Below are 21,705 nucleotides of genomic sequence, written 5' to 3'. Positions count from 1 at the left end.
TCCCTACGCGGCCCGGCGCACGGCCAGGGGGCGGTTGAAGTCGATGAACATCGATCCGCCGAGGTACACGATGCCGGCGACGGCGAGGAACACGAACGCGCCGGTGTACCCACCACCGCTCGCGGCGATGGCGTATCCCATGACGACCGGTGCGATCGCCCCACCCAGGCTCGACGCCACGTTCATGACCGAGCCCACCCGTCCGACCTGCGGTTTGGGGGAGAGCCAGGACGGGATCGCCCAGTAGACGCCACCGAACTGGTTGAAGAACACCGCGAGCGCCAGGGCGACCAGTGCCGCGTACCCGCTGTGGGTCAGCGGCAGGGCGAGGATCGACACGACCGTCCCCACGCCGGAGACGGCGAGCACGAGCTTCATCGCTCCGTTGTAGTTCGTGGTGCGGGCGCGGAGACGATCGGTCGACCACCCTGCGACCACCTGACCGAGCACGCCCATGCCGTAGATGAAGAACGTGCCCCACCCGAGGCCCGCCAGACTGAAGTGCAGGGCGGTCGAGAGGTACGAGGGAGACCAGGAGATGATCCCCCACCAGACGGTCGCCCATCCGAGACGTCCGAGCCACATCGACCAGAAGGAGGACGACCGGGCGTAGTCCGCGACACCGGGGAGCGGTCCGGTCTCCGTCTCACGAGCCACGACGTCGTCGCCGTGGATGTGGTCGAGCTCCGCCTCGTTCACCTTCGGGTGCTGCTCCGGGTCGTCGCGGACGTACAGGTAGTACAGCCCGGCGACCGCGACGGTGATCGCCCCGGTGATGATGAACGACCAGCGCCAGCTGCCCGAGAGGCCGATGAGTCCGGTGACGATGAGGCCGCCGACCGCGCTGCCGAACGGACTCGCCGCGTCGATGAACGTCGCGCCGCGGGCGCGTTCCCGTGACGCGAGCCACTTCGAGTTGAGCTTCGAGCCGGCGGGGTAGACGGGCGCCTCGGACATCCCCATGCCGAGCCGCGAGATGACGAGCATGATGCCACCCGTGGCGATACCGCCGAGGACCTGGAACAGACCCCACAGTCCGGCGGCGAACAGGACCACCTTGCGGGCGCCGATCCGGTCGAGCAGCCAGCCGCCCGGGATCTGGAACAGCAGGTACGTCCAGAAGAAGGAGCCGAGGACCCAGCCGTTGACGGCGGGTGACAGCTTGAAGTCGTCGCTGATGAACGGCAGCGAGATGGAGAGCGCCGATCGGTCGACGAAGTTGAGGAGGACGAGGATCCAGAGGATCCCGAAGACCCCGAGCCGTACTCGGGAGCGTCGCGGTGTGGTCGTGGTGCTGCTCATGAAGAAGCCTCGTTCCGTGGTACGTCGTCGTCCGTGGGTGTGGCGCTGGTGCAGGGCTCGGTGGCGTTCATGCCTGTCGCCGGGCCGCCACTGCCGCCGCGATGTCGAAGGCGTTCGCCATCGAGGTGGGATCGGCGACGCCCTGGCCGACGATCTCGAACGCGGTGCCGTGTGCGGGCGTGGCGATGCTGACGGGGAGACCGCCCTGGATGGTCACACCCCCGCTGAACCCGAGCAGCTTCATGGCGATCTGTCCCTGGTCGTGGTACATCGTCACGATCCCGTTGAAGTCGCCACGTCGTGCGGCGAGGAAGATGGTGTCCGAGGGGAACGGGCCGCGCACGTCGATGCCGTCCGCGGTCGCTGCCGCCACGGCCGGGGCGATGGCGTCGATCTCCTCGCGCCCGAAGTTCCCGTTCTCGCCCGCGTGGGGGTTGAGGGCGCAGACCCCCAGCCGCGGCTCGATGCCGGCGTCGGTGAGCACCTGGTGCAGCAGACCGATGGTCGCTCGGACGGACTCGGGGGTGACCCGGGCAGCGACCGCGCTGAGGGGGATGTGCGAGGTGACCCGCGCCGTCCACAGATCCTCGAGCACGTTGAGCTCCGACGTCGTGCCGTGGTGGTCCATCTGCTTGGCGAACCACCGCAGCTCGTCTTCTTCCTGCATGCCGGCGAGGTGCAGGCTCGTCTTGTTGAGCGGCGCGAAGACGATCGCGCCCACCCGACCCTCGGCGGCGAGGGCCACGGCGCGCCGGAGCTGGTGCATGGCGCGGTGACCGGCCTCCTCGCTCACGACGCCGGTCGGGATCGGGGTCGGCGGGGCGCTGTGGTCGTCGAGCAGCGTCGCCACCCCCGGCCGCGGTTCGTCCCCGAGCGGAACGGCGGGGAGGCGCGCGTCGGCGAACGCGCGCTCGAACTCGTCGCGGTCGGCGAGGACGTGCACCTCGTTCGCGTCGAGCGTGCCGGGACGGGACAGCACCTTGGCGGCGAGTTCCGGACCGATGCCGGCCGGATCTCCGAGGGTCAGGGCGACACGGGGTCGTTGCTGGGCCATGCTCGCGCTCCTTCTGCGGCGACGGCCGCGATCACACCGACCTGGGCCGGCATCGCCCGTCTCCGCTGGAGTCGCGGGGGCTGACACCTCGTCGTGGTCGTACCGAGTCGGGCCTCGGCATTCATGTATCCTATAGGCTACGCCGCGGCCTGAACAGGTGCTCCACGCGGATCCCGTCAGCGCAACGCGTCGCGGTCCTGGCGGGCGCGCGCCTTCACCGCGAGGATGTGCCGGCGCATGGCGTCGCGAGCGCCGTCGGCATCCCGGCGCCGCATCGCCTCGAGCACCGCGGAGTGCTCGTGCACCGCCGCGTCGGCGTCGGTGACCCCGCGCTCCGAGAACAGCCGGAACCGCTGGACCGTCCCGCCGAACGAGCGGTAGGCGTTCAGCAGGAACACGTTGTCGGCGCCGCGCACGATCAGGTCGTGGAACCGCTCGTCCGCACGCCAGTACGCCCGCACGTCGTGGTGGTCCGGGCCGTGCGGGATCGTCCGGAGCGCCTCGATGCTCGCCCCCAGGGGGTCGAGGGCCGCGTCGGGCATCCGCGTCGTCGCGAAGTAGGTGCTCGACGGCTCGACCACGGCCCGTGCGTCCATCAGGTCGTCGAGCTCGCGATCCGTGTACAGGGGTGCGACCCGGTATCCCCGGAGTGCCTCGCGCCGGACGAGGCCCGTGGACTCGAGTCGCGCGAGCGCCTCGCGGATCGGTGTCTGCGAGACGGCGAGCGACTTCGCCAGTCCGTCGATGTTGAGCTGCTGCTCGGGGCGGAGCTCGCCGTCCATGAGCTGGGCCATGAGGACCTCGTAGACGCCGTCGGCCAGGGATGTCCTCGTCGGTGTCCTCGGCCGGTCGTCCATGTGCGGAGCCTATACGATCACCGCCTCCGGCTTCCCCTGGCGGCCGTCTCCTACATGAGGCCGTCGAGTGCGGCTGCGTCGGCGACGCGCCGGACCGCCACGGCGAGCGACTGGTCGGACCCGACGTTCCCGGGGAACACGACGTACGGCAGACCGGCTGAGGGTCCGTCGGCCGCCACCCAGAGCGAGACCATGCCGGGCAGGAGGGTGCCGATCACGTGGGCGTGCCCGATGTGCAGCGCCTCGGTCGCCAGGTCGTTGGAGGTGATGCCGCCCTTCGCGACGAGGAACGACGGCCGTCGGCGTTCGACGACAGCTCGGACGGTGGCGACGAGGGACTCCGAGGCGACACGGGAGATGCGCAAGCTGTCGTCGGCGTCGACGCCCCGGATGAGCGTGCGACTCGTCATCACGACGACCTCGGTCGTGTCGAGCAGGGACGCCGCGCGCGCCGCTGCCGCCGCGACCACGTCCCGCATCGCCTCGGTCGACTCGAGGCAACGCGCCAGGTCGAGCTCGACGACCGCGGGGTGGTCGGCCGCGAGCAGTCCGTCCAACTGTCGACCGGTCAGTCCGACGTGCGACCCGACCGCGATGAGCCCGTGCCCCTCGGGAGCGTGCGTGAAGGACTCGGCGAGGGTGGCGTCCGCGATGGGACCGTGGACGTCCTGCCCGCAGCGGGCCCGGACGAACGAGGGACCGACGCGGTACACGATGCGCGTGCCGTCGGTCTCGGCGCGGAGCGCACCGAGCGCGACGACGCGGAGGTCGTCCTCGTCGACCGCGTCGGCGACGACGACCCGGGCGTCCCGGCAGGAGCGGAGCGCCGCAGCGACCGTGGCCGCACCGCCGTTCCTGATGTCGTCGATCGTGATGCGGACGACCTCGCCGGCCGGCACCCGCCCGCCGGTCTTCTCGGCCACCCAGTCCGGCAGCGAGGACGATCGGTACCCGAAGCTCGCGTCGCGCGCGAACTCGGAGTCGCCCACGGGGATCCAGGCGTCGCCCTGGGCGAGGTAGTGGACGGAGTCGACCGTGATGCGCCCCGCATCCGGGTAGGCGGGGACGAGCAGGACGGCGTCGACCGTGCGGCCGGTGGCGTCCTCGGCCGCCACGAGCACGTCGGTCTCGAGCGGGAAGTGCCCACGCAGCGTCGAGTCGCCGCGACTCAGCAGGACGACGTCCTCCCCGCGCTCCGCGGCGATGCGGGAGACGCGGTCGTGGACCTCGCGGACGACCCGCTCGGCCGCGTCCGGCTCGAGACTCCGTGTGTTCGCGAGGACGAAGAACCCGACGGTGTCCTGGTCGAACGCCCACCGGATGTCGTCGTCCGCCCACGCCGTGACGAGGGGGAGATCGGCGATGCTCTGGCTGCCGGTCGGGTCGTCGTCGATCACGACGATCCGGCGGCGCGAGTCCGTGACGGCCGCGCGGAGCGTGTCCAAGTCGACGGGTCCGAGGGGATGGGGCAGGTCCAGCAGTGACATCGATCGGTTCCTCCGACCGCCCACCGTAGGCCGTCGGTCCCCGGGGTCCCGCCGACGACGCTCAGGGTGTGCCGATGCGGTACCCCACCCCACGAACGGTGGCGATGAGGTCCCGGTCGGTCTTCCGGCGCACGTAGTGGACGTACGTGTCGACCGTGCCGAGCTGCTCGCCCTTGTCGAACACGGCCGTCAGGATGTGCGCCCGCGAGAACGTGCGCGTCGGCTCCCGGGCCAGCAGGCGGACGAGCGCGGTCTCGCGTTCGGTGAGCCCGATCCTCCCGGCGTACGGCGAGGTGATGGTGCCGGTCTCCGGGTGGAGGGTCCACCCGCCGATCGCGATCGCCTCGCCCTCGGGCGCGTAGTCGCGCGTGAGGGCGCGGAGCCGGGCTCCGAGTTCCGCGAACTCGAACGGCTTGACGAGGTAGTCGTTCGCCCCGGCGTCGAGGCCGGACACGCGGTCGTCGAGCGAACCGAGCGCTGTGAGCATGAGGATCGGCGTGCTGATGCGGCGTCGGCGGATCTCCCCGACCACGGCCACGCCGTCCATGCCCGGCAACCTGCGGTCCACGACCATGACGTCGAAGTACCGCTCGACGGCGGCCGTGACCGCCTGCTCGCCGTCGGTCACGAGGGTGACGTCCCAGTCCGCACCGAGCACGTCGGCGACGATCGGACCGAGGCGCGCGTCGTCCTCCACGAGCAGGAGGCGCGGTGCCGGCTCCGTCATGCGCCGATCCTGGCCGTCGGCGTCACCGGCGCACCGCACGCCGCGCCGCACTCCGCTTCCGGAACACCCCGATGACGACGGGGAGGACCGAGACGACCACCACCACGACCATGAGCGCGTCGATGTTGTGCGCCACGAACGGGATGCCGCCGAGGAGCACCCCGACGACCGTCAACACCGCCACCCAGCCCACGCCGCCGATGGTGTTCCAGACGATGAACCGTCGGTAGTGCATGGCCGCGGCGCCGGCGGCGAGCGGCACGTACGTCCGGACCACGGGGACGAACCGCCCGAGCACGAGCGACAGGCCGCCGTACCGGACGAAGAACGCCTCGGCCTCGCGCAGGCGCGCACGCTTGAGCACCCGCGCGTCCTCGCGGAACAGCCGACGCCCGAACCGGCGCCCGAGGAGGTAGCCGACCTGGTCGCCCGCGATCGCGGCGAGGGACCCGACGACCGCGACCTGCCACGGGGTGATGCCGAGTGCCGAGGCCAGGATGGTCGCGGTCAGGATGAGCGAGTCGCCCGGGAGGAACGGGAACAGCACCCCCGACTCCACGAACACGAGCACCGCGAGGCCGACGAGCACCCACGGCCCGAACGCGTGCAGGATGGAGGCGGCGTCGAACAGGTGGATCGCGAGGGGCACCGGCCCATCCTCCGGGTGCGGCTCCCAGGAACGGCCAAGACCGACGCTCCCTTGGTGGCTTCTTGGACCGGGGGTGTGATCGTCACGGCATGCTGCGGAACAAGGTGCCCGAGATCACCCTGCTGTTCTGGGTGACGAAGATCCTGACGACCGGCATGGGGGAGACCCTGTCGGACTTCCTCGTCGGACACGTCGACCCCGTCGGCGCCGTGCTCGCGACCGCCGTCCTGTTCGCCGCCGCGATCGTGGCCCAGTTCACCGTCCGCCGGTACGTGCCGTGGCTGTACTGGCTCGTCGTCGTGCTCGTCGGCGTGCTCGGGACGATGATCGCCGACTTCACCCACGTCGTCGCCGGCGTCCCGTACCTGGTGTCGACGTCGGTGTTCCTCGTGCTCCTCGTCGCCGTGTTCGTCACGTGGCGGGTCGTCGAGGGCACCGTCGACGTCCACGCGATCGACACCCGCCGCCGCGAGGCCTTCTACTGGGCGGCGGTCGTCGCCACGTTCGCCCTCGGGACCGCCGCTGGCGACCTCGTCGCGTCGCGGTTCCACCTCGGGTACCTGCTCGGCGGGGCGGTGTTCGTCGCGGCGATGTGCGTGCCGATCGCGCTGTACCTCGGGCGGGCGCTCGCCGCCGTGCCCGCCTTCTGGGTCGCGTACGTCCTGACCCGGCCCGTCGGGGCGTCCTTCGCCGACTGGGGCGCCGTGTCGTCCGCGCGCGGCGGTCTCGGGTTCGGCACCGGACCCATCAGCGCGGTGCTCGCCGTGCTCATCGTCGTGTGCGTCGCGGTGCTCAGCGTGCGTCAGAGCCGACGGGCCGACCTCGACACCCGGGAGTGGCCGGCCGACAGCCTCGCGCCGTGACCCGCGTCGGCAGCCACGCACGCTACGGTCCCAGGTCATGACCTGGTCCTCGGACATCGGCCCGAGTCTCCTCGGCGTCGGGGTGCTCGTGGTCGTCGCGACCGTCGTGCTGCTCCTCGTCCGGGCCCCGAGTCCCGTCGCGCCGGCGCTCGCCGTCCTGCGTGGCGCGCTCCAGCTCGCCGTCATCAGCGTCGTCCTGAGCGGGGTCATCCACGACGTCCGGTGGGTCGCGGCCGCCCTGGTCGTGATGTTCACGGTCGCGGTGAGCACGGCCTCCCGACGGCTCGGCCCGCTGCGACGGACGGCGCCGATGGTGGCGTCCGCGATGGGTGCGGGGATCCTGCTGTCCCTCGCCGTCGTGTTCGTGACGGGCGCGATCGCGTTCGACGCGCGGTACGCCCTGGCGATCGGCGGGATCGTCGTCGGCAACGCGATGACCGTCGCCACGCTCGCCGGACGCCGGTTCCTCGAGCTCGTCGACGACCGGTGGGAGGAGGTCGAGGGCTGGCTCGCGCTCGGTGCACCGCCCCGGACGGCCACCCGGGACCTCGCCCGTCGGGCGGTGCACGCGGCGCTCATCCCGTCGACGGACCAGACGCGGACGACCGGACTCGTGACGCTGCCCGGAGCGTTCGTCGGGGCGATCTTCGGCGGGGTCTCACCGGTCGAGGCCGGCCGGTTCCAGATCGTCGTCCTCGCGGCGATCATCGCGACCGGGGCCGTGACCGCGGCGATCATCGTGCGGTGGCTCGGGCCCGTGCGGACGCGCCCGGCGGCGCCGCGCTGACGCGGTCGCCCGGCGCGGGTCAGCGGAACGCCGACGCGGGGATGACCTGCAGCTGCGAGTCCGCGTACCCGCCGACGTACAGGTCGCCGGTCGCCGGGTCCCGATCGAACGACACCGGCTGGCGGACCGTCGGCACCGTCCGCACGAGCTGCGGTGCGCCGTCGGCACGGACGCGGAGCTGCGCGATCTCGTCGGTGTTCGCGAGCGCGGTGTAGATCGTCCCCGTCGCGGCGTCGGCGCGGATCCAGAAGGCGCGGCCGGGGACGGCCGCGCGACCGAGCGCCCGGGGTGTCCCACCGATGTCGTACGTGAGCACCGCGTTGCCGCGCACGTCGCAGACGGCCACCCGGTCCCCGCCGATCGGCACGACGTGGCTCGGGCCCGCGCCGGCGGGCAGGGCGGCGACGAGCCGCAGCGTCGTCGCGTCGTAGACGAACAGCAGGTTCGCCGCGACGTCGACCACCGCGACCCGGTTCCCGACGGCTGTGATGCCACCGGGTTGGACGGGCTGCGTGAAGTGCGCGACCGTCCGTCCGTTCCGCAGGGCCCGGACGCCATGCCCGAACTCCTCGGTGACGAACGTGGTGCTGTTCACCCGCACCGCCTGGTGCGGGTGCCGGCCCGTCGACGCCGAGCTGACGAGGTCGAGTGACGGCAGCGCCAGCGTGTAGAGACGATCGCGGTCCTCCGCGGGGAGCAACAGGGGACCGTCGGGATCGGCGAGGTCGATCATCCGAGCGGAGCCGGGCACGGCCTTGGTCGTGACCGCGCCGGTGTCCATGTCGTAGCGGGCGAGGCGGTCCTGCTTCCGCTCGGCCAGGTACACGGTGTGCACGGAGTCGGCCACCGCGACGCCCCAGGGGTGGGCGCCGGAGGGGAGTCGGACGACCCGACCGGCCGGCGTGACGGGCGGTGGCGGCGCGTCCCCCGGTTCCGCCGCCTTCGTGACCGCGTGGCCCCGGTAGCCGGTGCGGGCGTGCGTGGCGGACGCGGACGGAGCGGTCGACCCCGAACAGGCGGCGAGCACGGCCACGAGTCCGCACGAGACGAGCACCGCCAGCACGGCACCAGGTCGACGACCACGGCGTCGCGGACGCCGGTCGCGCGAGGGCCCCGGTGTTCGCCCGGACGGTCGGTTCGAGGCGGCGCTCGCGGTGTCCATCGGTCCACCCTGCCCGCCTCGGCCGCACGTCCGCCGAACGAGGGCGGCGGGCCACCGCCGTCCCACGTCGGCCGCACGATCGTCGACCCCGCCCACGTCTGACCACGCGGCCCACGCCGGGAGCCCGACGGGGCCAGACGCACCCGGCACCGGAGCGCGCTGTACTCGGGGCGGTCCCGCTCCTACCGTGAGGGGCATGACGATCGCGACCACGGTCCTCCCGGCGCTGAACGGGCTGGGCACCGGACTCGCGCTCATCGTCGCCATCGGCGCGCAGAACGCGTTCCTGCTCCGCCTGGCCGTGACCGCACCCCGACGCGTCGTCGCCGCGGCCGTGGGGATCTGCGCGGGGTCCGACGCCGTCCTCATCCTGGCGGGGGTGCTCGGCGTCGGCGCGGTCGTCGAGCGGGCGCCGGTCGCTCTCGTCGTGGTGCGGTTCGTCGGCGCGGCGTTCCTCCTGACCTACGGGGTGCTGGCGGCACGCCGGGCGATCCGGCCCGCGGGGGACGCCCTCGACGTCCGCGCGGTCGGCACCGACGACGGGACCACCGCGGGGACCGCTCGGCGCGCGGTCCTGACGATGCTGGCGTTCACGTGGCTCAACCCCCACGTGTACCTCGACACACTCGTGTTCCTCGGGTCCGTCGCGAACGAGCAGGGCGTCGACGAACGGTGGTGGTGGGTCGGCGGCGCGGTGGCCGCGAGCTGCTGCTGGTTCTCCGCGCTCGGGTTCGGGTCCCGGATGCTCCGCCCGGTGTTCGCCCGACCGGGGGCGTGGCGCGTGTTCGACGCGTGCATCGCGGTCGTGATGGTCGCGTTCGGGGTGCGGTTGCTGCTCGGGGCGTGATCCGGCGCGCGGGCGTCGGACGACGGCTCAGCCGAGCAGCCACCCGTTGTCCGCCGCGATCCGCAGCGCCTCGGTGGCGTTCCGCGCCGCGGTCTTGCCGATCGCAGCGCTGAAGTGGTTCCGCACCGTGCCCTCGGACAGGTGCAGCTGCGCGGCCACGCCCGCGACGGTCGGCGCCGTGCGGAAGGCGATGAGGACCTCCGTCTCGCGTGCGGTCAACGGCGAGGGGCCGGCGGCGAGCGACTCCGCCGCGAGCACCGGATCGACGACGCGGAACCCGGCGGCCACCCGGCGGACGGCGTCGGCGAGCTGTTCCGCGGGTGTGTCCTTGACGACGAACCCCGACGCGCCGGCCTCGAGCGCGCGGCGCAGGTAGCCCGGTCGGCCGAACGTGGTGACGATGAGCGATCGACAGGACGGGAGGGCCGTGGCCAGGTCGCGTGCCGCCCGCAGCCCGTCGGCGCCCGGCATCTCGACGTCGAGCAGGGCGACGTCCGCGCCCGACGCCCGCGCCGCGTCGACGACCTCGTCCCCGCGGCCGACCTGGGCGACGACGCTGATGTCCGATTCGAGCGACAGCAGGGACGCGAGCGCGCCGCGGACCAGGGCCTGGTCGTCGGCGAGGAGGACCCGGATCGTCGACGAGCCGGGCATCGCCGCCGACGCCGTCACGCCGGTCGTCTCCGCGGCGCTCACCGACGCCCCCGCCCGACGCGGAGGAGGAACCCGCCGAGGTCGCTCGTCCCGGTCGTCATGGTCGCACCGACCGCGTCCGCACGCTCGCGGAGTCCGCGAAGCCCGTTGCCGCCGAGCGGTGCCCCGACGGGCGCGACCCCGTCGGCCAGGTCGTCCGACGCACCGGCGCCGTCGTCCTCGACGGTGATCGCGCTGCGGGTCAGGGTGACCCGAGCGCGCGTGGCGGCGGCGTGCCGGACGACGTTCGTCACGCCCTCGCGGAGCACCCACGCGAAGAGCGACCTGCTGTCGGCCACGACGGCGTGGGCGTTCGCGGGGAGGTCGGCGTCGATCCCGGCGGCCTGGAGCGCGGCCCGGGCGGACACGAGCTCGGCGTCGAGGTCGGCCTCGCGGTACCCGCTCACCGCCTGCCGGAGACCCTGCAGGGCCTCGCGGGCGAGCCGTTCGACGTCGGCCATCTCACTGCGCGCGGCGGCGGGATCGCGGTCCACGAGCCTCCCGGCCAGCTCCGACTTGATCGCGACCACGGTGAGGGAGTGGCCGAGCACGTCGTGGAGGTCCCGCGAGAACCGGGCCCGTTCCTCCACGACGGCGAGACGGGTGATCTCGTCCTGCGCGACGCCGAGTTCCTGCTCGGCGGCCCGCTGGCGCCCGAAGAAGGTCATCGACGCGCCGATGGACACGGTCACGAGCGGCGCGAACAGCAGGCCGTCGTTCGAGCTCACGTCCCATCCGGCGATGCCGCAGATCACGACCTGCGCGGCAGCGATCGCCAGAATGGCCACCGCGGCCACCCACATCCGCACCGCGACGAACCCGACCAGTGACGCGAGCAGGAACCACGTCCACATGGCGACGGCGCCGAGCGGCACGAGGGGCAGGACGCTCAGCAGGGCGAACGTGCTGAGGACGACGATGCGGCCGGGCAGCCGTCGTCGCCACATGAGCTCCGGCGCGACGAGGTACGCCACGTAGACCACGGCGAGCACGACGCTGTCGACCGCGTGCTTGCGGACCGAGCCGCCGTCCGTGAACACCGCGAGGACGAGGAGCACCTGCCACGCCAGCCCGAAGAACGCCCCCGGGTACCAGCGTCGACGGGCCGTCCGGAGGTCGCCCTCCGCCATGCCCGGCGCGCCGGACCACGGGAACGACCGGGAGGTGCGGCGCACGTCGTCCGTGCGCCGCACCTGGGTCGTCTGGGTCGCGTCCGTCACGCGATCCAGCGTAGGTCCGGTCACTGCCGTGCGGCGTCGCGGCGGTAGCGCCAGACGACGACCGCGGCGAGACCGAACGCCCAGGCCGCCAGCACCAGGGCGGGTTCGAGCATGCTTCCGTCCGCGCCGGCGCCCATCTGGCCCATCCGGTCGAGCCAGTACGACGGGACCCCGTGCGCGAGGGTGCTCATCCACGCCGGCATGATCGACAGCGGGACCCACAGGCCGCCGAGGATCGCGAGCCCCATGAACACGACCATGAACAGCGGCTGTGCGAACGAGGGGCGGGCGAACTGCCCGATGAGGATCGCGATGAGGGCGAACGGCACCACCCCGGCCCACACGCCGACGCCGGCGACGAGCCAGCGGCCGGGTGCGAGGTCGGCGTGCAGCGCGAGCACGGACACGAGCGTCACGACGACGATGCCGAGCGCAGCGACCGCCATCGCGGCGATGACCTTCGACACGAGGAACCCGACCCCGGACAGCGGGGTGATCCGCAGCTGCCGGTTCCACCCGATGGACCGTTCCGTGACGATCGTGAACGCCTGCCCGAGCGCCGCCATCATGGCGCCGTACGACGCCATCTGCAGCGTGGTGACGACGAGCCACGGCAGCTTCGTCGCGGGGTCGACCTGACCGCTCGACCCGTAGGCGGACCCGAACGCCAGGAGCATCACCACGGGCACCGCGATCGTGAACACGAGCGACCGGACGTTGCGGAGCTGCCGCTTGGCCTCGAGGGCGACGTACCGGATCGGCAGGCGACCCCGGGTCCGGAGCGGGACGGGAGCGGTCAGGGCGTCGTCGGTGGGCGAGGTCGCCGCGGTGTCGGTGGCCCGAACGGGCGTGGAGGGGATGGACGTGCTCATGATCGGGCTCCGGTCGTCTCGGCGGACGACGGCTCGTCCGTGGTGCGGGTGAGGGCGAGGAAGGCGTCGTCCATCGTGGACGGCACCACCTCGATGTCGTGCGCGGCGGGGAACGCCGCGAGCAGGGCGCGCAGGGTCGTGTCGGATCGGTCGGTGACGAGCGTGACCGTGCCGTGCCGTTCCTCCAGACCGCTGACGCCGGGCAGACCGCGGAGCGCGTCGTGGTCCGCGGGGCCGACCCCGGTGAACCGGATCGTCCGGGCGGCCGCGATCGCCTTGATCTCGGCGGGGGTGCCGTCGGCGACGATCCGTCCGGCGCGCATGATCACGATCCGGTCGGCGAACGTGTCGGCCTCGTCGAGGTAGTGCGTCGCGAACACGACCGTGCGGCCGGTGTCCGTGAACTCGCGCATGGAGGACCAGAAGGTGTGCCGGGCCTCGACGTCCATCGCCGCGGTCGGCTCGTCGAGCACGAGCAGGTCCGGGTCGGACACCACGGCCACCGCGAACCGGGCGCGCTGGAGCTGCCCGCCGGACAGCTTGTTCACGCGGCGGCCCGCGATCTCGGTGCAGCGCGCGCGGCGGAGTGCCTCGTCGACGGACATCGGGGCCCGGTGGGCGCTCGCGACCAGGGCGACGGAGTCCCGGACGGTGAGGTCGGGCAGGAGCGCACCGCCCTGGAGCATCGCACCGACGCGGCCGTCGACGATCGCGTCACGCGCCGCGCCGCCGAAGAGCCGCACGCTGCCCGCCGTCGGGGTGGCGAGCCCGAGCGCGAGGTCCACCGTGGTCGTCTTGCCGGCCCCGTTCGGGCCGAGGAGGGCGACGACCTCGCCCCGGTGGATCGTCAGGTCGACACCGTCGACCGCGGTCACCGCACCGAACCGCTTGTGCAGTCCGGCCAGCTGGATGATCGGCGTTTCGTTCATGCGGCCAGCGTGGCGGAACCGCGGGCGCGGGACGTCTGCGGTCCGTCATGGATCCGGCGTGACATTCGTCCTGGTGCGGAGGCGGTCGGGTCGAGGTCGGGGCGGTGTGCATCTCGCACCGGTTCACACCCCGGTAACGACATGTTGCACATGGTCGGCCGGTGTCCGGACTCCTAGCGTTGGCGCAACCCCGCGCCGGCGACGCACTCCGCGTTCCGGGCCCGTCTGACCCGAGGAGCCACAGATGGCCAGCGACACCGCAGCTTCGGCACCACCCGTCTCGTCATCGTCGGCGACGGTCGCCGTCGACGACTACTCCCTCCGCCGTGTGCCGCAGTCCGCCCGCTACGGGTGGTTCCAGGTGGCCGTGCAGCGGTTCGGGCAGATCTCGGCCCTGTCGCAGTTCCTGCTCGGCGCGACGCTCGGCTTCGGCATGAGCTTCTGGGCCGCGTTCTGGGCGATCACGCTCGGCGCGGTGATCCTCGAGATCGTGTCGGTCTTCGTCGGCGTGATCGGGGTCCGCGAAGGCCTCAACACCTCCGTGATCGCGCGGTGGACCGGGTTCGGCAAGGGCGGCTCCGCGCTCGTCGGGCTCGCGATCGGCATGAGCCTCATCGGGTGGTTCGGGATCCAGTCGGGCGTCTCGGCGTCCGGGCTCGTCGCGATCCTGCCGATCCTGCCGGCGTGGGCGTGGTCGCTCGTGTTCGGCCTGCTCGTCACGGCGATCGTGCTCCGCGGGTTCCACTCGATGCAGTGGCTGGCGAACATCACCGTGCCGCTGTTCCTGGTCCTCGTCGGGTGGGCGATCACCGTCGAGCTGAGCAAGCACTCGATCGCGGAGCTCGCCGCCAAGGCCCCGGCCGGTCCGCACATGGGCTTCGTGGCGGGCACGACGCTCGTCGCCGGCGGGTTCATCGTCGGGGCCGTGATCACCCCCGACATGACCCGGTTCAACAAGAGCACCGGCGACGTCGTCAAGCAGACGCTCCTCGGCGTGACGCTCGGCGAGTACGTGATCGGCCTGGCGGGCGTCCTGCTCGCCCACGCGGTCGGGTCCTCGGACATCACGCGCGTGATCACGTCGTCGGTCGGCTGGGTCGGCGTGCTCGTGATCCTGCTCGGCACGTTCAAGATCAACGACTGGAACATCTACAGCTCGAGCCTCGGCGTCACGAACTTCATCGACGCCGTGTTCGGTCGACAGGTGAACCGGGGCGTGGTCACGCTCGTCATGGGCGTCGTCGGCTCGGTGCTCGCGGCGGTCGGGTTCCTGGGCGCGTTCACGCCGTTCCTCACCGTCCTCGGCGTCGTGTTCCCGCCGATCGCCGGGATCATGGTCGCCGAGTACTTCGTGGTGAAGACCTGGCGCCGCGAGCTGAGCGCCGCCGCGGACGTCCCGGCGACCTCACCGACGTGGGTGCCGATGACGCTCGTCGTGTGGGCCATCGCGGCCCTGATCGGCTACTTCGTCACGATCGGCATCCCCTCGATCAACTCGGTCGTCATCGCGTTCGTCCTCTACGTGATCGCCGGCAAGGCCGGCCTGGTCCGCGGCGTCGGGGTCAGCCACACGGAGACCGCACCGGTCCCGGCCCGCTGAGCCCGGGCCTCCCGGCCGGGAGGCCCGCCCCCGGCGCCGACGGGACCGCGCCACCCGCGCCCACCCCGCCCACCCGCACCACCCACGCACCACCAGCACCACCGAAGGGAACCCCATGCGCATCGGCATCGACGTCGGCGGCACGAACACGGACGCGGTCCTCATGGACGGCAGCACGGTCGCCGCGGCGGTGAAGCGCTCGACGAGCGCGGACGTCACGTCCGGCATCGTCGCCGCGCTCGCCGGCCTGCAGGAGCAGCGGGCGTTCACGTCCGAGGACATCGACGGCGTGATGATCGGCACGACGCACTTCATCAACGCCCTCGTCGAGGCGCGGGGACTGGCCCCGACCGCGGCGGTCCGGCTCGGGCTGCCGGCCACCGCGTCGTTGCCGCCGTTCACGGACTGGCCCGAGCACCTGGTCGGCGCGGTCGGCGCACGACCGTTCCTGGCGCACGGCGGCCACGAGTTCGACGGTCGGACGATCTCCGAGCTCGACCCGGACGAGCTCCGGCGGCACGCGGCGGCGATCGGTGCCGCCGGGATCCGGTCGGTGGCGATCTCGTCGGTGTTCTCGCCGATCAACGACGAGTTCGAGCAGCGCGCGCAGGAGATCATGGCCGCCGAGCTCGGTCCGGACGTGGCGTTCTCGCTGTCGAGCGAGATCGGCCGCATCGGACTGCTCGAGCGTGAGAACGCCACGATCATCAACGCCGCCCTGCGGGAGCTCGCCGAGCGGATCGTCGACGGCCTCGCCGCGTCGGTGACCGGCAGCGGCATCGACGCCCCGCTGTTCCTCAGCCAGAACGACGGCACCCTGATGGACGTCGAGTACGCCCGTCGCTACCCGGTGGCGACCTTCGCGTCCGGCCCGACGAACTCCATGCGCGGCGCCGCGGTGCTGTCCGGGTTCGACACGTGCGCGGTCGTCGACGTCGGTGGGACGACGAGCGACGTCGGGGTCCTGACCGCGGGATTCCCGCGCGAGGCCACGGGCGAGGTCGCGGTCGCGGGGGTCCGGACGAACTTCCGCATGCCGGACGTCCTGTCCATCGGCATCGGCGGCGGGTCCCGCATCCGCGAGGACGGCGCCCTCGTCGGCCCGGACTCGGTCGGCTACCGGCTCGCCGAGGAGGCGTTCGTGTTCGGCGGGACGACCCTGACCGCGACGGACGTCGCCGTCCGTGGCGGCCGCGGCGTGATCGGCGACGCCTCGCTCGTCGCCGGGGTGTCCGACGCGGTGGCGCAGCGCGCGCTCGGGGTGATCGCCGCCCGCGTCGCCGACGTCGTCGAGCGGATGCGGACCTCCTCGGCGCCCCTGCCGGTCGTCGCGGTCGGTGGCGGCTCGGTGCTGCTGCCGGACGAGCTCGAGGGCCTCGGCGTGGTGCACCGGCCCGAGCACTTCTCGGTCGCGAACGCGATCGGCGCCGCGATCGCACAGGTGAGCGGCGAGATCGACAAGGTCTACGCGATCAGCGAGGGCAAGCGGGCGAGTGTCGTCGACGACGCCCGTCAGGAGGCCGTGGACCGGGCGATCGCGGCCGGCGCGGACCCGTCCACGGTCGACATCGTCGACTTCGACGAGGTCCCGATCCCGTACCTGCCGGGCAACGCGACACGGATCCGCGCCAAGGCCGTCGGCGACCTCGCACTCGGGGCGCTCGTCCGATGAGCGCGATCGACACCACGCCCGTCGCTCCGCTCACCGTGATCGGCGAGGACTGCTCGGCGCTCGCCCGCGGCGCCGCGATCCTCGGCACGGGCGGTGGTGGTGACCCCTACATCGGCCGCCTGCTCGCGGAGGCCGCGGTCCGGCAGCACGGGCCGGTCCCGGTGGTGCAGATCGAGGACCTGCCCGACGACGCGGTCGTGCTCGCCGTCGCGATGATCGGCGCGCCGACGGTCATGGTCGAGAAGCTGCCGTCCGCCACGCAGTTCGCCGAGGCGGTGCGCAGCCTCGCCGCCTACCGCGGCGTGACGCCCACGCACCTGGCCTGCATCGAGGTCGGCGGGGTGAACTCGACGACGCCGATCGTCGCCGCCGCGGAGCTCGGTCTCCCCCTCGTCGACGGCGACGGCATGGGTCGTGCGTTCCCCGAGGTCCAGATGGTCCTGCCGACGCTGTCGGGCATCAGCGCGACGCCGATGTCCCTGTCCGACGAGAAGGGCAACACCGCGGTGTTCGACACGATCGACAACCGCTGGGCGGAACGGCTGGCCCGCACCGCCACGGTCGAGATGGGCTGCTCGGCGATCACGTCGCAGTACGCGATGTCCGGCGCGGAGATGAAGGAGTCGTACGTCCGCGGCAGCCTGTCGCTGTGCGTCCGGCTCGGCGAGGCCCTCGTCGACGCGCGTGCCGCGAACGAGGACCCGGTCGCCGCGGTCGCCGACGTCCTCGGCGGCCAGGTCGTGTTCGCCGGCAAGGTCACCGACGTCGAGCGGAAGACCGTCACCGGGTTCGCGCGCGGCACGGCCCACATCGCCGGGATGGCCGACGACACCGGACGGGAGGCCGTGCTCCGGTTCCAGAACGAGCACCTGTTCGTCGAGGTGGACGGCCGCGCCCGCGCCACGACACCGGACCTCGTCATCACGCTCGACGCCGAGACGGGGGAGCCGATCACGACCGAGGGGCTCCGCTTCGGCGCCCGGGTCCGCATCGTCACCGCGCCGGCGGACCCCCGATGGCACAGCCCCGCAGCGCTCGAACTCGCCGGTCCGCGGTACTTCGGGTACGACCTCGACGCGGTGCGCTTCGACGGCACGACGAGCCCGGGGGTGCGCGCGTGAGCTGGCTGCTCGGCATCGAGGACCTCCCGGACCTCGCCCGCGGCGCCGCGCTCCTCGGCACGGGCGGCGGCGGGGACCCGACCATCGGGATGCTGCTCGTCCGCGCCGCGATGCAGGAGCACGGCCCGGTCACGATCCTCGACCCGGACGAGCTCGACGACGACGCGTTCGTGATCCCCACCGCGCAGATGGGCGCCCCGACGGTCGTGCTCGAACGGATCCCGGCCGGCCCGGAGCCCCTCGGTGCCCTGCGGCGACTCGAGGCGCACCTGGGACGCACCGCGACCGCCACGATGCCCATCGAGTGCGGGGGCATCAACTCGATGATCCCCCTCCTCGTCGGCGCGACCGGGGGCCTCCCGGTCGTCGACGCCGACGGCATGGGGCGCGCGTTCCCCGAGCTCCAGATGGAGACGTTCTCGGTGTACGGCGTGCCCGGATCGCCGCTCGCGATCAGCGACGAGCGCGGCCACGGTGTCGTGATCGAGACCGGGCACGACAACCGGCAGATGGAGTGGCTCGCGCGCGGCGTCACGATCCGGCTCGGCGGCGTCGCCTGCATCGCCGAGTACGCCATGACCGGCAGGCAGGTGCGCGACACCGCGGTCCCGCGGACCCTGTCGCTCGCGCTGGCGGTCGGCCGGGCCGTCCGGCACGCACGGGAGGCCCACCGCGACCCCGTCGCGGAACTCGCCACCGCGTTCTCCCGCACCATCTACACCCACCTGCGCGAGCTGCACGAGGGCAAGGTCGTCGACGTCGAGCGGCACACGGTCGAGGGGTTCGCGCGTGGACGGGCGACGATCAGCGGCGCGGCCGGCGACGTCGAGATCGTGTTCCAGAACGAGAACCTCGTCGCCCGTCGCGGTGACGAGCTCCTCGCCGTCGTCCCCGATCTCATCTGCGTGCTCGACGCCGAGACCGCGGAACCGATCACCACCGAACGGCTCCGGTACGGGCAGCGGGTCCGCGTCGTCGGCGTGTCGACGCCCGCGCTCATGCGCACGCCCGAGGCGCTCGCCGTGTTCGGGCCGGCCTGCTTCGGGCTCGACGACGCGTTCACGCCCGTCGAGGTGCTCCATCCACAGGGGGCCGTCGGGGACGTGCGTCCACCGATGCGCTCGGCGGCGGGGGCGGACGCGGCGCCCGATGGGAGCATGGAGCCATGGACGGAGGCGACGGGCACGGTCAGCGCGTGACGCGCCTCCAGGCCGGCGACGTGCCCGCGTTCGGGCGTGGTGCCGCCCTGCTCGGCTGCGGTGGCGGCGGTCGCGTCGACCACACCGTCAGCGCCATCCGGCGCGTCGGCCCCGGCTTCGGGGTTCCCGTGTTGTCGCTGGACGACCCCCGACTCGAACGGGTCGCGGCGGTGGGCCTCGTCGGCTCGACGACCGTGCTCGAGGAGAAGATGCCGAGCGGCCGCGAGCTCCCGGACGCGCTCGCCGCCGTCGAACGCTGGACGGGCGACCGTGCCGACGCGGTCCTCCCGGCCCAGATCGGCGGCGTGACCGGGCCGGCGGCCGCGCTCACCGCGCACCTGGTGGGGCGGCCGCTCGTCGACGCCGACCTCGTCGGCCGGGCGACCCCCCGCCTCGACCAGCTCACGTTGTTCGCCGCCGGAGCACTGCCGGTCACCGCGGCCGCAGCCACGAGCAGCGGCCTCCGGATCGTCGTCGACGCGCCGAGTCCCGGCGACCTCGAGACCGTCTGGCGTGAGGCCGTGTCCCACAGCGGTGGCTGGGCCGCGTTCGCGATCGGGCCGGTGCCCATCGCCGCGCTGCGTGCACGAGCCGTTGCGGGGAGCGTCACACGTGCCCTGCGGACGGGGCGGGCGCTCGCCGCTGCCGCGGACCCCGAGGCCCTGGCGCGGGCGGTCGGCGGGCGGGTCGTCGCCCTCGGCCGCGTCGTCGACGTGGACCGCGCGGGTGACGCCATGGCGTTCGTGCACAGCACCACCGCGATCGTGGACACCCGCACGGGTGCGGTCGCCCGGATCGAGGCCGGGAGCGAGTACGTGCACTGCCTGGTCGACGGCGAGCCCGTCGCGAGCACCCCGAGCCTCATCGTCGTGGTCGACGCCCGGTCGCTCGACCCCGTCGCGGCGGATCGCATCCGCACCGGGGACGAACTCGCGGTGCTCGTGCTGCCCGGCGCCGACTGGTGGTGGGCCGATCCCGTGCGACTCGGCCGCGTCGCGCCCCGGGCCTACGGAGTGGACGCCGACGTCGTGCCCGAACCGGCGGGCGTGCGGTGATCCCGCTCCGCGAACTGCTGGCGATGCTGTCGACCGCCACGTCCGAGGTCCGGCTCCTCGCGGGGCCGGACGACCCCGGTGTCGCGCGGGTGCTCGGACTCGTCGGAGCGGTGGACGTCGTCGGTCGCGAGCTCTCCGGCACGGCCGGTGGTGACGGGTGCGCCGTGGTGCTCCTGACACCGGTCGCCCGGTTCGACGCGCGGTTCGACGTCCTCCTGCGGCGCGCCGCGGGCGTCGGGGTCCGCACGCTCGTCGTCCGGCCGGACCCCGCGGCCGTCCCGGACTCCGCCCCGATGCCCGGCCCGGGGACCCGTGCGCTCGCCGACCGCCTCGGTGTGGCCGTGCTCGCCACGGACGACGCGTGGTCCACCTCCGTCCGCCTGCACGAACTCGTCGGCACGGGAGAGGCCCCGGCAGCCCGTGCCGCGGTGGCCGTCGCGCGGATCGGGCTCGAGGCCGGACCCGACCTCGACGACCTGTTCCGGCAGCTCGACCGCCAGCTCGGCGCACCCGTGCGCTTCCTCGACGCCGCCGGCCGGCCGCTCCGCGGACCCGGGGTCGGCGCCGGGGCCGTGCGGATGCTCGCCCGCGCCGCCGGCGGCAGCGACCCCATCACGGTCACGGACGGCGACGAGACCCTCGTGCTCGTCCCCGTCGGGACGGGCATCGGCGCGCGGGCGTGGCTCGGCGTCGGGCTCACCGCGCCGGTCCGAGCCGAGCGCACCACGATGGCCGTGGCGCTCCGGGTGGCCGCGGTCGCCGTCGGGCACCGGCTCGTGCTCACCCGGCTCGACGACGAACGCGACGCCCGCTACCGCACCGCGATGCTCGACGAGCTCCGCGCGGCGGACGGCAGCCCGGAGCCGGGCCTCGTGCAGCGGACGCTCGCGGCGGGGTGGCAGCTCGACGCCTGGCACGTCGGCATCCGTGTGGTCACCCGGCACCCCGTCGACCAGGTCGCCCTCCGCGGCGAGGTCGAGGTCGCCATGGCGGCCGCCGGGCTCGAGGTCGACGTCGTCGAACAAGGTGATGGATGGGGGCTCTGGACGTCGGACCTCGACGAGCCGGACCACCTACGGATCGGTGCCGTCGCCACCGCCGTCCGCCGTGCGCAGGCGGCGCTCCGCCCCGGGCTCGACACCGCCGTCGGCGTCGGTAGCGTGCAAGCGGGGCTCGTCGGGCTCGTCCGGACCCTCGGCGAGGCGACCGATGCCGCCCGGCTCGCCGGTGGCCGGCCGGAGTCGGGGCACTTCGTCCACGTGGACCGACTCGGCCTCGCGCAGCTCCTGCTCGCGTGGACGGAGACCGACACGTTCCTCCCGGCCGCGGAGCAGTTGTTGGCACCGCTCGAGCGCGGCGGCGGCGCACTCCGGGTCACCCTCGCCGCCTACCTCGACGCGGAGTCGTCGCTCGCCGAGACCGCCGCCGTGCTCGGCGTGCACCGCAACACCGTCGCCGACCGCATCGCACGCGTCGAGCGGCTGCTGGCGGTCGACCTCGCCGATCCCGAGACCCGGCTGGCGCTGCACCTGGCGACCCGCGTTCGGCGGGAGTGACCGCCGGGGCTCAGGACGCGCGGCGGCTGGTGCGCCTCCACGTGCAGCGGTTG

Annotated in this window: 20 protein-coding genes; 9 read left to right on the top strand and 11 right to left on the bottom strand. The window is 73.3% G+C overall.

Annotation, left to right across the window (positions count from 1 at the left end; genetic code table 11):
- Nucleotides 1-3 precede the first annotated feature (3 nt).
- The 6 genes from DEI94_RS13190 to DEI94_RS13165 form a co-directional block, all read right to left on the bottom strand.
- Entirely contained in the window at nt 4-1,302 is a 1,299-nt protein-coding gene (locus DEI94_RS13190; protein ID WP_111027561.1) for an MFS transporter, read from the bottom strand.
- A 67-nt stretch (nt 1,303-1,369) separates the two neighbouring features.
- Nucleotides 1,370-2,356 (bottom strand): 4-hydroxythreonine-4-phosphate dehydrogenase PdxA, encoded by a 987-nt coding sequence (locus DEI94_RS13185; RefSeq protein ID WP_111027560.1) that lies wholly within the window; start codon nt 2,354-2,356, stop codon nt 1,370-1,372.
- A 176-nt stretch (nt 2,357-2,532) separates the two neighbouring features.
- The gene (locus tag DEI94_RS13180; RefSeq protein ID WP_111027559.1) at nt 2,533-3,213 is read right to left on the bottom strand and encodes a GntR family transcriptional regulator; all 681 of its coding nucleotides are present in this window, start codon (nt 3,211-3,213) and stop codon (nt 2,533-2,535) included.
- A 50-nt stretch (nt 3,214-3,263) separates the two neighbouring features.
- Complete coding sequence (locus DEI94_RS13175; protein ID WP_220038814.1) at nt 3,264-4,700, bottom strand: four-carbon acid sugar kinase family protein; 1,437 nt, start codon at nt 4,698-4,700, stop codon at nt 3,264-3,266.
- Nucleotides 4,701-4,761: 61 nt separating this feature from the next.
- Entirely contained in the window at nt 4,762-5,427 is a 666-nt protein-coding gene (locus DEI94_RS13170) for a response regulator transcription factor (RefSeq protein WP_111011414.1), read from the bottom strand.
- A gap of 22 nt (nt 5,428-5,449) precedes the next feature.
- Nucleotides 5,450-6,076 (bottom strand): DedA family protein, encoded by a 627-nt coding sequence (locus tag DEI94_RS13165; RefSeq protein WP_111027558.1) that lies wholly within the window; start codon nt 6,074-6,076, stop codon nt 5,450-5,452.
- Nucleotides 6,077-6,165: 89 nt separating this feature from the next.
- Between DEI94_RS13165 and DEI94_RS13160 the strand changes: the two genes are divergently transcribed.
- On the top strand, nt 6,166-6,939 hold the full coding sequence (locus DEI94_RS13160) for a COG4705 family protein (protein WP_258368762.1): 774 nt from the start codon (nt 6,166-6,168) through the stop codon (nt 6,937-6,939).
- 37 nt (nt 6,940-6,976) lie between these two features.
- The gene (locus tag DEI94_RS13155) at nt 6,977-7,726 is read left to right on the top strand and encodes an ABC transporter permease (RefSeq protein ID WP_111027557.1); all 750 of its coding nucleotides are present in this window, start codon (nt 6,977-6,979) and stop codon (nt 7,724-7,726) included.
- Nucleotides 7,727-7,745: 19 nt separating this feature from the next.
- Here the strand turns inward: DEI94_RS13155 and DEI94_RS13150 are convergent, their stop codons facing one another.
- Nucleotides 7,746-8,888, bottom strand: a complete 1,143-nt coding sequence (locus DEI94_RS13150; RefSeq protein ID WP_146249559.1) for a YncE family protein — start codon at nt 8,886-8,888, stop codon at nt 7,746-7,748.
- A 196-nt stretch (nt 8,889-9,084) separates the two neighbouring features.
- Between DEI94_RS13150 and DEI94_RS13145 the strand changes: the two genes are divergently transcribed.
- Nucleotides 9,085-9,735 carry a LysE/ArgO family amino acid transporter gene (locus DEI94_RS13145; protein WP_181434989.1) on the top strand — a complete coding sequence of 217 codons (651 nt, stop codon included), beginning with the start codon at nt 9,085-9,087 and terminating at the stop codon, nt 9,733-9,735.
- Between the two features lie 27 nt (nt 9,736-9,762).
- On the opposite strand, the gene DEI94_RS13140 is transcribed toward DEI94_RS13145, so the two are convergent.
- From DEI94_RS13140 to DEI94_RS13125, 4 genes are read right to left on the bottom strand one after another with little or no spacing between them, the layout of a single operon-like run.
- Nucleotides 9,763-10,389 (bottom strand): response regulator transcription factor, encoded by a 627-nt coding sequence (locus DEI94_RS13140; protein ID WP_111027583.1) that lies wholly within the window; start codon nt 10,387-10,389, stop codon nt 9,763-9,765.
- 38 nt (nt 10,390-10,427) lie between these two features.
- Nucleotides 10,428-11,648, bottom strand: coding sequence for a sensor histidine kinase (locus DEI94_RS13135; protein WP_111027555.1), 1,221 nt, complete (start codon nt 11,646-11,648; stop codon nt 10,428-10,430).
- Nucleotides 11,649-11,668: 20 nt separating this feature from the next.
- The gene (locus DEI94_RS13130) at nt 11,669-12,520 is read right to left on the bottom strand and encodes an ABC transporter permease (RefSeq protein WP_258378082.1); all 852 of its coding nucleotides are present in this window, start codon (nt 12,518-12,520) and stop codon (nt 11,669-11,671) included.
- Nucleotides 12,517-13,449 (bottom strand): ABC transporter ATP-binding protein, encoded by a 933-nt coding sequence (locus tag DEI94_RS13125; RefSeq protein ID WP_111027554.1) that lies wholly within the window; start codon nt 13,447-13,449, stop codon nt 12,517-12,519. Before DEI94_RS13125 ends, DEI94_RS13130 begins: the two co-directional genes overlap by 4 nt.
- Nucleotides 13,450-13,693: 244 nt before the next feature.
- Here DEI94_RS13125 and DEI94_RS13120 point away from each other — a divergent pair, with 244 nt between their 5' ends.
- The 6 genes from DEI94_RS13120 to DEI94_RS13095 all read left to right on the top strand — a co-directional run bounded on the left by DEI94_RS13120 (nt 13,694) and on the right by DEI94_RS13095 (nt 21,652).
- The gene (locus DEI94_RS13120; protein WP_111011412.1) at nt 13,694-15,049 is read left to right on the top strand and encodes a purine-cytosine permease family protein; all 1,356 of its coding nucleotides are present in this window, start codon (nt 13,694-13,696) and stop codon (nt 15,047-15,049) included.
- Between the two features lie 115 nt (nt 15,050-15,164).
- On the top strand, nt 15,165-16,721 hold the full coding sequence (locus DEI94_RS13115) for a hydantoinase/oxoprolinase N-terminal domain-containing protein (RefSeq protein ID WP_111026419.1): 1,557 nt from the start codon (nt 15,165-15,167) through the stop codon (nt 16,719-16,721).
- Entirely contained in the window at nt 16,718-17,842 is a 1,125-nt protein-coding gene (locus DEI94_RS13110) for an S-methyl thiohydantoin desulfurase family protein (RefSeq protein WP_111011154.1), read from the top strand. Before DEI94_RS13115 ends, DEI94_RS13110 begins: the two co-directional genes overlap by 4 nt.
- Nucleotides 17,839-19,041 carry an S-methyl thiohydantoin desulfurase family protein gene (locus DEI94_RS13105; protein ID WP_111026325.1) on the top strand — a complete coding sequence of 401 codons (1,203 nt, stop codon included), beginning with the start codon at nt 17,839-17,841 and terminating at the stop codon, nt 19,039-19,041. Before DEI94_RS13110 ends, DEI94_RS13105 begins: the two co-directional genes overlap by 4 nt.
- Complete coding sequence (locus tag DEI94_RS13100) at nt 19,038-20,096, top strand: DUF917 domain-containing protein (RefSeq protein WP_181441762.1); 1,059 nt, start codon at nt 19,038-19,040, stop codon at nt 20,094-20,096. The genes DEI94_RS13105 and DEI94_RS13100 overlap by 4 nt, the downstream gene beginning before the upstream one ends.
- Nucleotides 20,093-21,652: a PucR family transcriptional regulator gene (locus tag DEI94_RS13095; protein WP_258377978.1), complete on the top strand. Its 1,560-nt coding sequence runs from the start codon at nt 20,093-20,095 to the stop codon at nt 21,650-21,652. Before DEI94_RS13100 ends, DEI94_RS13095 begins: the two co-directional genes overlap by 4 nt.
- Nucleotides 21,653-21,705 lie beyond the last annotated feature (53 nt).

The organism is Curtobacterium sp. MCBD17_040 (assembly GCF_003234805.2).
Taxonomy (GTDB): Bacteria; Actinomycetota; Actinomycetes; order Actinomycetales; family Microbacteriaceae; genus Curtobacterium.
The sequence above is the reverse complement of the archived record's forward strand: the minus strand, read 5'-3'. Positions and strand labels throughout refer to the sequence as shown.

Coding starts and splice junctions, on each gene's coding strand:
- DEI94_RS13120 (WP_111011412.1), top strand. CDS start 13,694: ATGGCCAGCGACACCGCAGCTTCGGCACCACCCGTCTCGTCATCGTCG.
- DEI94_RS13130 (WP_258378082.1), bottom strand. CDS start 12,520: ATGAGCACGTCCATCCCCTCCACGCCCGTTCGGGCCACCGACACCGCG.
- DEI94_RS13150 (WP_146249559.1), bottom strand. CDS start 8,888: ATGGACACCGCGAGCGCCGCCTCGAACCGACCGTCCGGGCGAACACCG.
- DEI94_RS13175 (WP_220038814.1), bottom strand. CDS start 4,700: ATGTCACTGCTGGACCTGCCCCATCCCCTCGGACCCGTCGACTTGGAC.
- DEI94_RS13155 (WP_111027557.1), top strand. CDS start 6,977: ATGACCTGGTCCTCGGACATCGGCCCGAGTCTCCTCGGCGTCGGGGTG.
- DEI94_RS13140 (WP_111027583.1), bottom strand. CDS start 10,389: ATGCCCGGCTCGTCGACGATCCGGGTCCTCCTCGCCGACGACCAGGCC.
- DEI94_RS13180 (WP_111027559.1), bottom strand. CDS start 3,213: ATGGACGACCGGCCGAGGACACCGACGAGGACATCCCTGGCCGACGGC.
- DEI94_RS13190 (WP_111027561.1), bottom strand. CDS start 1,302: ATGAGCAGCACCACGACCACACCGCGACGCTCCCGAGTACGGCTCGGG.
- DEI94_RS13115 (WP_111026419.1), top strand. CDS start 15,165: ATGCGCATCGGCATCGACGTCGGCGGCACGAACACGGACGCGGTCCTC.
- DEI94_RS13110 (WP_111011154.1), top strand. CDS start 16,718: ATGAGCGCGATCGACACCACGCCCGTCGCTCCGCTCACCGTGATCGGC.
- DEI94_RS13170 (WP_111011414.1), bottom strand. CDS start 5,427: ATGACGGAGCCGGCACCGCGCCTCCTGCTCGTGGAGGACGACGCGCGC.
- DEI94_RS13125 (WP_111027554.1), bottom strand. CDS start 13,449: ATGAACGAAACGCCGATCATCCAGCTGGCCGGACTGCACAAGCGGTTC.
- DEI94_RS13160 (WP_258368762.1), top strand. CDS start 6,166: ATGCTGCGGAACAAGGTGCCCGAGATCACCCTGCTGTTCTGGGTGACG.
- DEI94_RS13185 (WP_111027560.1), bottom strand. CDS start 2,356: ATGGCCCAGCAACGACCCCGTGTCGCCCTGACCCTCGGAGATCCGGCC.
- DEI94_RS13145 (WP_181434989.1), top strand. CDS start 9,085: ATGACGATCGCGACCACGGTCCTCCCGGCGCTGAACGGGCTGGGCACC.